The 13,465-nt window shown below is 27.2% G+C and carries 13 protein-coding genes; 2 read left to right on the top strand and 11 right to left on the bottom strand.

Going from position 1 to position 13,465, the window contains the following annotated elements:
• Positions 1-107 precede the first annotated feature (107 nt).
• Entirely contained in the window at positions 108-1,787 is a 1,680-nt protein-coding gene (trxB, locus tag I2A66_RS05595; RefSeq protein ID WP_195251176.1) for a thioredoxin-disulfide reductase, read from the bottom strand.
• A 258-nt stretch (positions 1,788-2,045) separates the two neighbouring features.
• On the opposite strand from trxB, the gene hdhA reads away from it, so the two are divergent.
• Positions 2,046-2,852: a 7alpha-hydroxysteroid dehydrogenase gene (gene hdhA / locus I2A66_RS05600; protein ID WP_122640154.1), complete on the top strand. Its 807-nt coding sequence runs from the start codon at positions 2,046-2,048 to the stop codon at positions 2,850-2,852.
• Between the two features lie 108 nt (positions 2,853-2,960).
• Complete coding sequence (locus I2A66_RS05605) at positions 2,961-3,344, top strand: Fur family transcriptional regulator (RefSeq protein WP_122640155.1); 384 nt, start codon at positions 2,961-2,963, stop codon at positions 3,342-3,344.
• A 54-nt stretch (positions 3,345-3,398) separates the two neighbouring features.
• Here I2A66_RS05605 and I2A66_RS05610 read toward each other — a convergent pair whose 3' ends face one another.
• The 10 genes from I2A66_RS05610 to I2A66_RS05655 all read right to left on the bottom strand — a co-directional run bounded on the left by I2A66_RS05610 (position 3,399) and on the right by I2A66_RS05655 (position 13,453).
• The gene (locus I2A66_RS05610; RefSeq protein ID WP_195251177.1) at positions 3,399-4,160 is read right to left on the bottom strand and encodes an ABC transporter ATP-binding protein; all 762 of its coding nucleotides are present in this window, start codon (positions 4,158-4,160) and stop codon (positions 3,399-3,401) included.
• Positions 4,153-5,121, bottom strand: coding sequence for an ABC transporter ATP-binding protein (locus I2A66_RS05615; protein ID WP_147516249.1), 969 nt, complete (start codon positions 5,119-5,121; stop codon positions 4,153-4,155). Before I2A66_RS05615 ends, I2A66_RS05610 begins: the two co-directional genes overlap by 8 nt.
• Before the next feature lie 8 nt (positions 5,122-5,129).
• On the bottom strand, positions 5,130-6,629 hold the full coding sequence (locus I2A66_RS05620; protein WP_122640158.1) for an ABC transporter substrate-binding protein: 1,500 nt from the start codon (positions 6,627-6,629) through the stop codon (positions 5,130-5,132).
• Between the two features lie 51 nt (positions 6,630-6,680).
• Positions 6,681-7,538: a nickel transporter permease gene (gene nikC, locus I2A66_RS05625; protein ID WP_122640159.1), complete on the bottom strand. Its 858-nt coding sequence runs from the start codon at positions 7,536-7,538 to the stop codon at positions 6,681-6,683.
• Between the two features lie 6 nt (positions 7,539-7,544).
• Positions 7,545-8,483: a nickel ABC transporter permease gene (nikB, locus tag I2A66_RS17585; RefSeq protein WP_330615449.1), complete on the bottom strand. Its 939-nt coding sequence runs from the start codon at positions 8,481-8,483 to the stop codon at positions 7,545-7,547.
• Positions 8,484-8,500: 17 nt separating this feature from the next.
• Positions 8,501-9,457 (bottom strand): M14 family metallopeptidase, encoded by a 957-nt coding sequence (locus I2A66_RS05635; protein ID WP_195251178.1) that lies wholly within the window; start codon positions 9,455-9,457, stop codon positions 8,501-8,503.
• A 241-nt stretch (positions 9,458-9,698) separates the two neighbouring features.
• Positions 9,699-11,681 (bottom strand): sensor histidine kinase, encoded by a 1,983-nt coding sequence (locus tag I2A66_RS05640; RefSeq protein ID WP_195251180.1) that lies wholly within the window; start codon positions 11,679-11,681, stop codon positions 9,699-9,701.
• 117 nt (positions 11,682-11,798) lie between these two features.
• Positions 11,799-12,554 (bottom strand): type I 3-dehydroquinate dehydratase, encoded by a 756-nt coding sequence (aroD, locus tag I2A66_RS05645; RefSeq protein ID WP_147516244.1) that lies wholly within the window; start codon positions 12,552-12,554, stop codon positions 11,799-11,801.
• A gap of 122 nt (positions 12,555-12,676) precedes the next feature.
• Positions 12,677-13,174, bottom strand: a complete 498-nt coding sequence (locus tag I2A66_RS05650; RefSeq protein WP_122640163.1) for a CarD family transcriptional regulator — start codon at positions 13,172-13,174, stop codon at positions 12,677-12,679.
• A gap of 78 nt (positions 13,175-13,252) precedes the next feature.
• Positions 13,253-13,453: a cold-shock protein gene (locus I2A66_RS05655; protein ID WP_122640164.1), complete on the bottom strand. Its 201-nt coding sequence runs from the start codon at positions 13,451-13,453 to the stop codon at positions 13,253-13,255.
• Positions 13,454-13,465 lie beyond the last annotated feature (12 nt).

Genomic DNA, 13,465 nt, shown 5'->3' on the forward strand with positions numbered 1-13,465 from the left:
ATTATTTTATTTGTGTTTTTAAAATCAGTAATGATTATGATTTTCATTATCTTAATCTTATATATTCCCTACTTTTTAGTCTTTAAACATATTTTTAAAATTTTTTATTAATTTATTAAATCTAATATTTCCTTTGCTTTTTTAACACCAAAATGAACTTTATCGTCATTTACAATTATTGCTGGCACACTCATTATTCTATATTTCTTCTTAATATCTTCAAATAATGATAACTCTATCATTTCAGCTTCTATATTTTTATTTTCCATAGCAAGTCTTTGTGATGCTACAACTACATCCGGACATAATGTACAAGACAGAGAAACTACTACTTTTATATTAGTCTTTTTATCAAATGACCTTATCTCTTTTAATAAATTGTCATCTATTGCTTGACCTGGACCTGCTAAATTATATATAGCTAATATAAATGAATTTAATTCATGTCCTCCAGGAATACCATGGAACTTAACTCCACTATATTTTTTATCTTTATCTAATAAAGCTACAACTGGTAGCTTATCTGCATTTATCATTTCTTCCATTTTTAGATTTTCATTCTTTTTATAAATTTCTATATTTAATTTTTCTCCTAAAGATGCCATATCTAAAATCAAATCCATAAATTCAATTGATTTATCAATACTTTCATCTACTATTGATACTAAGGTAACCTCTTTTTCCATCATTGATAGTATTGATTTAATTTGATTTCTAAGACCGTCATTTAAAAGATTACTTTTTCTATTTTTATCATTTATGTCTATAAAATCAGTTTTTACTTCTTTTTTAATAATTTCCTCATTAGTATGTTGTTGTTGAATTATCTCTTCTTCATCTTCTATTCCTAATTTATATTTTTGATTATCTACATACTTTTCAGCATTAGTTGCTGCTATTGCCCCGTCAGCTACTGCTGTTACTACCTGTCTTAGTAACTTTGGGCGTAAATCTCCTGCTGCATATACACCAGATATATTAGTTTCCATATTTTCGTTAGTTATTACATATCCTTGTTCATCTAATTTAACTTTCCCTTTGATAAGCTCTGTTTGTGGTTTATATCCAATAAACACAAATACACCAAAAGTTCCATCTTCTTCACTTACTTTATAATCAAGCCTTTCACCCGTTTGATTATTTTTAAACTTAGCAAATTGTAGGACTCCCTCTCCTCCGACCTCTTCTACTTCAGTATTGAATAATACTTCTATCTTTGGATGAGATTTAACTTTATCTGCTATAGTTTTTGCACAACTAAATTCACTTTTTCTTACTACTACTCTTACTTTTTTAGCAAACTTAGTTAAAAATATTGCTTCTTCCGCTGCAGCATATCCTCCACCTATTACAAAGACATCTAAGTCTTTGAAGAATTCACCATCACAAGTTGCACAATATGCGACTCCTCTTCCTGTAAATGCTTCTTCTCCTTTAAATCCTAATTTCTTTGGAGATGCACCTGTTGCAAATATCACTGCTCTTGCTTGTATTTCTTCATTTTTAGTTTTAATTATTTTTACTTCTTCATCTAAATATAAGTCTATAACTTCATCTTCTTTAAACTTAACATTAAAATCTAAAGCTTGTTTTCTTAAAGTTTCCATATAACTTGACCCTGTAGTTTGTAAAATTCCTGGGTAGTTTACCATTTCATGTGTAGTTTTTATCTGTCCACCTACATTTTCTTTTTCTATAATTAATGTCTTAAGCTTTGCTCTTCCTGCATAGATTCCAGCAGATACTCCCGCTGGTCCTCCACCAACTATTATTAAATCATATATCATTAACTCTTCTCCTATTATAAAATTTTAATTTAAATTTTATAAAGTAGTAATGATTACTACTTTCATTCTTAATATTTATATGCCCTATATAATCTCACTTAAACATTTTTAATTTAAAATTTTTATTATAGGGTATTATAAATATATCTATATATTTTTATCAATGAAAATAAAATTTGATTGACAAACTAAATTAAAAAATATAAAGTATTCGATAATAGTAATCATTACTAAATATAAACTAATAGGAGAATTGACATGAAGAATTTAGATAATAAAGTTGCTCTAGTAACTTCTGCTACTAGAGGTATCGGACTTGCTACAGCTTTAAAACTAGCTAAAAATGGAGCTACAGTTTATATGGGGGTTAGAAGATTAGAAGTTACACAAGAAATATGTGATAAATATGCAAAAGAAGGTTTAGTTATGAAGCCAGTATATTTTAATGCATTTGAAGTAGATAGCTATAAAACTATGGTAGATGAAGTTATAAATGATGCAGGTAAAATAGATATACTTGTAAATAATTATGGTACTGGAAGCCCTAATGAAGATTTTGATTTATTAAATACTGATGAAAAATCTTTCTTTAGATTATTAGAATTAAATATTGGTAGTGTCTTTAGAATTTCAAAGTTAGTAATACCACATATGTTAGATAATAAGGGTGGAAGTATAGTAAATATATCTTCTATCGGAGGGACTGTTCCTGATATATCAAGAATCGGTTATGGTGTTGCTAAGTCTGGAGTTAATAATATAACTCAACAAATAGCTATGCAATATGCTAAAAATAACATTAGATGTAATGCAGTACTTCCTGGAATGACGGAAACTGATGCAGTAAAAAATGCTATGAGCAAAGAATTCCAAAAATCATTCTTATCTCATGTTCCTTTAAATAGGATGGGTACACCTGAAGATATAGCTAACGCAGTTGCTTTCTTTGCTTCTGATGAATCTTCTTACATAACTGGTTCTATTCTTGAAGTTTCTGGTGGATATCACTTGGGAACTCCTCAATATGCAGACTTCGTTGGTCGTAATGTTGTAGAAGACAAATAGGAACTATTTATAGTATCATGGGTTATCTATTAATATTTTAGGGTAATAATACTAATTATTATTATATAATAATATTGTATAATAATATTGTATAAGCGGAGGTATAAAATGAAATTTTCAAAACAAAGAGAAATTATACTTAACGAAGTAATGAATAGTCATCTTCATCCTACTGCTGATAATATTTATACTAGTTTAAAAAAAGATAACCCTGAATTAAGTTTAGGCACAGTATATAGAAATTTATCTCAGTTAACAAAAAAGGGAATTATCTCTAAGTTGAGTATTACTGGTCAATCTGATAGATTTGATAAAAATATAAAACCTCATGCACATTTAATTTGTGAAAAGTGCAATAATATTTTTGATGTTGAGTCAGATAATATATACAAATTCATTAATGATTTGTCTTATGAAAAAGACATAACTATTTCAAACTATAATTTAGTTTTAAATGGTGTCTGCAGTCATTGCAAAGAAAAAGATAGTTAATATAATAAAAGTGATGTAGTTTATTATTTACTACATCACTTTTATTATAAATTATTAAAATATGGAATTTAGAAGAAGTTTTGTATACTCATGCTTAGGCCTATTAATAATTTTAGTTGAGCTTCCCTCTTCAACTATTTTTCCATCCTTCATAACAATTACTCTATCACAAAAACTGCTTACAAGTGCTAAGTCATGAGTTATAAATACATATGAAATGTTAAATTCATTTTTCATATGTATTAAAAGTTCTATAACTTGAGCTTGAACCGATACATCTAGAGCACTTGTTACCTCATCACATATTAGTACCTTAGGGTGAGATGATAAAGCTCTAGCTATAGCTGCTCTTTGGCACTGGCCTCCACTTAACTCATGATGATATCTATTTTTCATTTCAATAGGCAATCCTACCATTCTCAACAAATTATCAACTGTGGCTTCCTTATCTTCTTTAGTTAAAGAGCAAAGGCTACAAACATATTCTTCAATAGATTTACCAATAGTTATCTTTGGATTGAAGGATCCTATTGCATCTTGAAACACCATTTGTATATCTTTATATATATCTCTTAACTGTTTTCCTTTTATATTAGAAATACACTTGTCATTTAAAATAACTTCTCCAGAATCTGATTTTTCTAAGTTCATAATAATCTTAGCTAATGTACTTTTTCCACATCCACTTTCTCCAACAACACCTAAACATTCCCCTTCTTTAAGTTGAAAGCTTATATTATCTGCTGCAATATGATCATGGTCCTTTTTCTTGTATTTTTTATTTATATTTTTACATTCCAATATGACTTTACTCATTTTGTTTATGCTCCATTTCTTCTACATAAGTACATGCTATAAATCTTTCACTACCAATATGTTTTAACTTTTGTTCTTTAAATCTGCATCCTATACTAGCTTTTTTACAACGAGGTGCAAATCTACATCCATCTAAACTTTCCTTAAATGATGGAGGATTTCCCTCTATACCAACAGGAACACGTCCATCTAATTTAGGAATTGCGTTTATTAAGGCCTTAGTATAAGGATGCTTTGGATTTTTTAATATATATTCTTTATCTCCATATTCTATAATACTACCAGCATACATAACTGCAACCTTATCAACCATATGAGATACTACCCCCATACTATGGGTTACAATTATTATACTTGTATTAAAACCATCTCTTAACTTCATCATCTCTTTTACTACTTGAGCTTGAACTGTAACATCTAGAGCACTAGTAGGTTCATCTGCTACTAAAAGCTCTGGTTCCATTATCATAGCAAGTGCCATAGCTACTCTTTGTTTCATACCACCACTTAACTCAAAAGGATAACTATGTAATATACACTCTGCATCCTTTAAATTAACTTTTTCTAGCATTATTTTAGCTTTATTTAGCGCTTCTTTTTTGCTTATCTTACTATGACTTTTAAGTACTTCTACAAACTGCTTGCCAATTTTTCTTATAGGATTTAAAGTTGAGCCTGGATTTTGAAAAATTACTCCTATTTCATTTCCTTTTAAGCTTCTAAGTTCTCTTGAAGACATATTTAAAAGGCTTTTATCTTTAAAATAAATATCTCCATTTGTTATATATTCACTGTTTTCCATCATTTGAATTAGAGCTCTAATTAACGTACTTTTCCCACTTCCACTTTCTCCTACTATACCTAATATCTCACCTTTTTTTATGCTTAATGAAATATCCCTTAATATTTCTACTTCAGCGTTGTTTACATATAGATTTTCAACTTTTAATATAGTATTCATTTTTCCACCTACTCTATATCCGTATTTGCATTAAATTGATAGTAATCTGTAGGATGTGGATCTATTCCTGTAACATTATTTTTCATTACAAAACTCATCTTCATATTTGCTATAAAATTATATGCATTTTCATCTAAAGCTAATTTTTGAATTTCTGTAGCAAGTTTATCACGTTCTTCTTTATTAAACTCAATTTTTAGTTTATCTATTAATTCATCAACTTCCCTATTGCTATAACCTCCATAATTAGATGCTCCATTAGTTTTCATTGCATTATTTAAATAGGCTAATGTATCCCCGGTTGCTGATGTTATATTTGAATATATAGCTAATTCAAAGTTTCCAGATGATAATATATCATTAATATTATCAGTTATCTCTATGTTTACATCTATGCCCACATTTTTTAAATCATTTTGAATAGCTTGAGCTATGCTTGGAAGTTCTGCTCTTGCTGAATATGTTACTAACTTAAAACTTAATGTTTTTCCATCTTTGTCTAAAATTCCATCATTATTTGAATCTGTGTATCCTTCTCTATTCAATAATTCTATAGACTTATCTTTATCGTATTCTATATCTAATTTATCTAAGCTATAACTAGTATTACTTGGAAATGCTCCTACACTTGGAGTTGCTTGTGATTTTAAAATAGAATTACAATAATCATCTTTATTTATAAGCATATTAATAGCTTTTCTTACATTTGAATTTTTTAAATCTTCATTTTTTCCATTAAAGTACATAACAATAGCTCTTGATGTATCAGTACTACTTATCTTATAGTTACTATCCTTTTCAAATAAACTTATCATTGAATATGATAGACCTTGAGCTACATCTATTTCTCCAGATTGAAGTGCCATTGCTAGTGTATCTGCATCAGCTATTGGTATAACTTTTATACTTGAAAGTTTAACTTCTTCATCCCAGTAAGATTCATTTTTTTCAAAATAACTTGAACCAGTAGGATTAAAATTGCTAACTTTAAACGGTCCTGTTCCAATAGGATTAGTATCTATATTTTCTTCTTCTACATCAATAATAGCTACAAAAGGATCACATAAATCATTTATTAATGTTGGGTTTTCTTCAGTAGTAGTTATTATTATGCTATTATCTTCTACTTTTATATTATCTATTTTTAAAGTTTCCTCTGCTCTAGCATTTAACTTAAGAGTTCTATCTATTGAATTCTTAACTGATAGTGGTGTTAGGTTCTTTCCATTTTGGAAACTTATATTATTCTTTAATTCTATTTTCCATGTTTTACCATCAATCATCTCATAGTTTTCAGCTATCCAAGGTTCTACTTGCATATTATCATCAAGTTTAAATAAAGTCTCACCTACACCATATCTAACCGTAAACCAACCACAATAACCATTAGCAGGGTCTAAGCTTTTTGTACTTAAAGTAGTTCCAAATACCAATTGATCTTTCTCTTCCCACTCAATACTACTATCTATTACACTACATCCTGTTAACTGTAGGATTAATAAAAACATGAATATTAAACTTATTTTTTTACTTTTTATGACTTTCACCTACTTGTAAGCTTATTTTTCATTTAAATCTAGCAAATCTCTAACTATATCTCCCAGCAAGTTAAATAAAATAACTGCAATTAATATTGCTGCTCCTGGGGCTAACATAGTCCATGGTGCAAACTGAATTACACTTTTGCCTTCACTTATCATAGCCCCCCACTCTGGTATTGGTAGTGGTGAACTTAATCCTAAAAATGAAAGCGATGACATTTCCATTATAACAGTACCTATATCTAGTGATGCTGTTACTATAAGGTATCCTAATATATTAGGAAGAATATGTTTAAACATAATATAGTAAGAGTTATGTCCACTTATTCTACTTGCTTGTATAAAAGTCTCTTCCTTTATTTCTAAAACCTTACTTCTAGCAATTCTTGCATACTTCGTCCATCCTATAGCTCCAATTGCTATCATTGCATTTAGCATACCTCCTCCAAGTAATCCAGCTACTGCTATAGCTAACACTAATCCTGGAAATGCTAAAAAAACATCTACTATTCTCATTATAATACTATCTAATCTCCCACCAATATATCCACTAAATAAACCAATCATTGTTCCAAATAAAAATGTTATTACAACTACTATTAAAGCAGATAATATTGTTCTATTTGCTCCATATAATACCCTTGAAAATACACATCTTCCTAGTGAATCTGTTCCTAGTAAGTATTCTTTACACGGACTTTTTAATGTATTACTTAAGTCTATAAAATATGGATCATTTGGTGCTATATATGGTGCCAGTAAACTTATTATACATATACTTAATAAAATCATTATTATCGTATAAAACTTTACTTTACTTTTATTTAGTCTTTTAAAACTTGTTTTTTTATTAATTATTGTTTTTTCTAATAACATCTATGTTTACACCTCTCTAACTCTAGGGTCAACTATTTTATATAGCAAGTCTGTTATTAAGTTTATAACAATAAATATTACAGCCATCCAAAGAACATATCCTTGAATAATAGGATAGTCACGATTTGCTATTGCGCTTAAAGCTAAATTTCCAATACCTGGCCAAACAAATATAGACTCTACTATAGCTGTTCCTCCCATTAGAGACCCCATTGATAAACCCGTTAGAGTTATAACTGTTATCATTATATTTTTTAATACATTCTTATAAAGTATAACACCTTCTTTTATACCTCTTGACCTTGAACCTTTTACATATCCTTTTTCTAATTCTTCTATAACTACTGCCCTTATTTGACGTATATACTTACTTGTCATTGCCACTGATAAAGTTATTGTAGGTAAAATTATACTTTTAAACCCACTTTCACTTAATATTGGTAATAGTTTAAACCTAAGTGAAAATATAAGTAACAATATAAGGGCTAATAAAAAACCTGGGATGGAGTTTCCTATGAAAGTAAGTCCTCTTATAAGATGGTCTATAAATTTATCCTTTTTTACTGCTGATATTATACCTAAAGGTATAGATACTATTAAAGTTAGTATCATCGAACTAGCTGCCAATACTATAGTGTAAGGCAGATGTTCTCTAAGTTCTGTTATAACACTTCTTCCAGATGAATATGATGTTCCTAAGTCACCATGAGATACACTTTTAAGCCAATTTATATATTGAGTTAAAAATGGTTTATCAAGTCCCATATCACTTCTTACACTTTCTAAAAGCTCTGGAGTTACCACTGTGCCTTGTGAAGATAGCATAATTTCAGCTGGATCTGAGGATGATAAATTCATTAGAGAAAATGATATAAATGATACAATTATTAAAAGGGGTATCGTTCCTAAAATTCTTTTTAATATATATTTAGCTATGTTTCTCACCTGTTTCTTTGTCTAATTTAAATTCTCCCATATGCTACTAAAGAGCTTCCTTTTGTAACCGAAAATGCAACTGTATTGTATAAAACAACTCCATCAAAATCTGCATAATAAGTATCTAATACATTTCCAAAATAATCTGTTATCTCTCCTAACTTTTCACCTTTTTTAACACTTTCTCCAGCTTTTACAAAACATGTCCAACATCCTTCACTTAGAGAATCCAAATATTTAGCTTCTTTTATTTCTTTAGGAGTACAATCATTGTCAGTTTTGTTATAATTTAAAATATCTAGTACTGATAATATATTTAACATATCTTTTTTATATGCTTTTACATCGTCATCTTTACATAGTCCACATGAACCGCGCTCAATTAATAAACTCGGTATATTTTTATTTATAGCCGCACTAGTGTATGATCCATTTGTAGTGTTTGATTTTACAAAATATTCAACATTGAAGTGCTTTGCTAACTTTATTGATTTTTCCATTACTTTTGAATCTGCCATTCCTGGATAATATATGTGTGGTACTAAATCTTCATGCAGATCTCCTCCATGTATATCAAAGTAAAAATCTGCTTTTGATATTAACTCATTAGTTATGAAGTAAGCTATTTTCTCTGATATAGTTCCATTTTTATCTCCAGGAAATACTCTAAGTATATTTTTATTATCTTCTGGAACAATTGCTGCATTTCTACCTATAAATCCTTGAGTATTTACAGGATGTACTATTATTATGCTACCACTTACTTTTTGTGGATCAATTTCTTTTGCTAGCTCTATTGCAGTTTTTATACATGGATATTCACATCCATGTACTCCAGCTGTTATAAGTACTGTATTTCCATCATTTTTACCATTTATTATTGTTATTGGCATTTGTGTTTTTGTATCTAGTATATTTATAAGCCCTTGCTTTTTTTCCCCTGCTTTTGCTCTTAATTCACTTATTACTAATTCTTGATTCATTGTTTTACCTTCTTTTCTAAAATATTTTATTTATAATTTTTATTGATAATCATTATCATTTTATTTCATTTATCATATCTTGTCAATAAATTATAGGTTTATTACTCTTTTTACCTTATTTCTTCTTTATGTTATATATCTAATTTATAAACTTTTAAACAATATATATATTCATATTAATGATAAAAAGTAATAAAAAAGAACTCTATTATAAATTAGAGTCCTTTTACTTTATTTAAATTTATCCTAACAATTCATATATATCAGATAATTCTTGTTCTACTTTATTTGTATTTACATCATAATTTTCTAATCCTAAATCCTCTAATCTTTGATTAGGTAATACTATCTTAAACTCGCTTCCCTTATTAATATCACTATCTATATATAGATTCCCATTGTGAGTATCAACGATAGATCTTACAACGCTTAGACCAACTCCAATTCCTTCATTAATTCTAGTAAATGATTTATCAATTTGAACAAATCTATTAAATATAATTTCTTGGTCTTTCTTAGAAATTCCTATCCCCTCATCTTTAATATAAATTTCAACCCAGTCATCATTTACAAATACATTAACAAATATTCTTGTATTTTCACTAGAAAATTTTATTGCATTTGATAATAAGTTAAGTATCATTCTTTCAATCATTGAAGCATCACATTTTACAATAACATCTTCTTCATTTGTATCAAATTCTATATTTATATATTTTAATAAAGCATAATCTATAACAGATAATGTAACATTTTCTATAATAGATACTATATTATAGTTTTTAAATTTATAATTCAGAGTTCCTACATCACCACTTGATAAATCCATAATATTATCTATTAGTCTCATCATCCTATTACAATTTGTACTTAATGTCTTATTATATTTATTGTAAATTCTTCTAAAGTCTTCTTCTTTTTTATCTACAAATCTATCTAATAATTGAGTTGTAGAATAAAATAAGTTTAATGGAGTTTTTAATTCATGAGATATGTTAGCAATAAAATTACTTCTTTCTTTGTCATAAACTCTCCGTTTTTCTACCTCTATCTCCATCTTAATTTCTTCAGATATATCAATATATGTCACTGAAATTTCAGTTTTATCTTCACTTGGATGCATTAATTGAATCCAGCAATCAACAACTTTATTAGTTGATGAACTATTTATAATTCCTCTCCATACACCATTTTCATATAACTTATTAATTATTTCTTCTGATTTATTACCTAAGTTAAACTCATTTTTTGAAATCTCCTCAATTTTATTTAAATCTGAAGTATTGTGCTTCATTAAGTAGTAGTCCATTACTCTTTTATTCGCATATAATAAATCAAATTCTTCACTATATATTAACATGCCACTATATTTATTATTATTAACTAAATTGTAAAAAGCACTTAGCTTTTCATTTAATATGTTAGTTTTATTTATACGAATATATAACTCAATTAACGCTCCCATAATAACTATTAAATATGTAATATATGTTAACATTACTGAAACCAACTTATAAATAAACGTTACTCTATTTAATGCAAATATTGCAAATATTGCTTTTATAGATAATATAAATATGCTTGAACTTAAAACTGAATATATATACTCTTTTTCTTTCATACCTCTAATAAATAATCTAAGAGAAGACATAACATAAACAGTAGCTAAAAATGTGTTATATAATATAAAATAAAGTGAAGCATTCTTATTAAAATTGAATATATTCGATTTCATTTCAATAATACCAAGTACATAAGTATATGCCATAACAAATACTATAGACTTTATTTTATTTCCAACAATCATACTTTTTAATTTATTATTTTTAGATAAAGCTATACAAAGAATTAAAACTCTAAGTATAGATGTAGATACAGTTATGTATATAGGGATAGTCAATTCATTATTATAAAAAGTAAGATAATCAATTTGTTCTAATAATATATCTATTGATAATCCTAAATACATTAATGAAATAATAAATATGCTATCTTTTTTAACTCTATTGTAACTAATTAAGCAACTTATGAAGCCTAATATAGAAATTATAAAACTAAATAACTTTATAAATCCTAATGTCGCCTCTAAATATCCCACATCTATTTTAAAACTAATAAATGTATTTATAGCAACAACTATAGACAAAATAATTAGGGTAAGTGCTATATATATATTTTTTTTATTTTGTCTTTTATCCGAGTAGTCTTTTTCTATTATATTCATAGTAATTCCCCCTATTTTAGCCATTTTACCATATATGAATATTACTTTTTTGTCAAAATTTGTTACTACGTAAAATTAATTTCTTAATTTTTGCGCTTAAAATTTATTTTATTTACTTTAATGTATTATATTAAGTATTTTTTGTAATTCTTCTACTCTTATTTGACCAGGAGCTGATGCTACTTTTATAGATCCAAATGTAAGTGAAGATCCAAATATTTCTCCTGTTAAGCGACTCACTAGACCTAATTTCCCCATGGCCATTGTTATAATAGGTGTTTTTGAATATTCTCTTACCATCTCTTCTGTTGCTGTTAATAAAGTTATTACATCTTTTGAATTTTGTGGCATAACTGCTATCTTTGGTAAATCAGCACCTAAATCTTGCATTTTGCAAAGTCTACTAATTATTTCATTTTTTTCTGGTGTATTATAAAATTCATGATTTGATATTACTGTTTTTACGTTATTGATATGTGCAAACTTAGATATATCTTTTACAACTTCATCCCCTACTAATAATTCTACATCTATTAAATCTACCATTTTTGTTTCAATTATTTCTTTATTAAGTTTTTTATAATATTCTAAAGATATTTCTTTTTCCCCACCTTCTCTTTTACTTCTAAATGTAAATAATATTGGCAGATCATCTAATATACTTCTAAGTACTTTTAATATATTTTTAACCTTATTTAAATTTTCTACATTTTCATAATAGTCAACTCGCCACTCTACTAAATCTAATTTAAAGTTTTTTAAATTATTTGCATCTTGTATTATTTCTTCATCAGTTTTACTAACTAAAGGTACACATATTTTAGGTATTCCTTGTCCTATTTCCAAATTTCTTACTTTTACTATTTTTCTCATATATCTTACTCCTAATAATTTTATAATTTATATTATATAGTAGTTTATTCTATTTATAATTTTAAATTATAATAATTTTAAATAAAAAAGCACTATCAAACTTAATTGATAGTACTTTCTTGCTAGTTTATTTTATTTTGAATATATCTCTCCACTTCTTCTTTTGGTATTCCTAACACCATAGAGAACTCTTCATCAAGTAAATTCTTAGCTATTTTCATAAACTTTTCATCTATTTGATTAAGTTTTTTTCCATTTTTCATTAAGTTATTCTTTTTATTATCAATACTTGCCATTATATTTAATAGATCTATACATTCATAAGATTTTAATAATTTTTTGTAATGATCTTCTAATGCTCTAGCATTTTTCATATCATGTTCAAAGTTATCTATTAAAGATACTTTACTAATCGAATTTTGAATTTCTTCGTATGTTATGATAGCCCTCATAAATGCTTTTGTATCAATAGGTACAAATACCTTTCCATTTCCATGCATCGGAGCTAATATATAGTATTTTTTACTTTTATTAACCCCCGGAATATTAAGTTCGCTTATTTCTTCTATTTTACATACTCCTTCATTGCTATAAACAACAAGTTCTCCAATTTTATACATACTTAATATCTCCTTTTAATTTTATTATAAATATAAAAAAAGATCCAATTAAGGATCTTTCCGAAACAATATATATCATTATAATATAGTTATGTTTTCTGCTTGAGGACCTCTAGCACCTTTAACTATATTAAAGCTTACTTTTTGACCTTCTTCTAATGTTTTGTATCCATCACATTGTATAGCTGAGAAATGTGCAAAAACATCTTCTCCACCATCTACTGATATAAATCCAAAACCTTTTTCACTATTAAACCATTTTACTACACCGTTATTCATATAACTTCTCCT

This window comes from Romboutsia sp. 1001713B170207_170306_H8, from assembly GCF_015550495.1.
GTDB lineage: Bacteria > Bacillota > Clostridia > Peptostreptococcales > Peptostreptococcaceae > Romboutsia_E.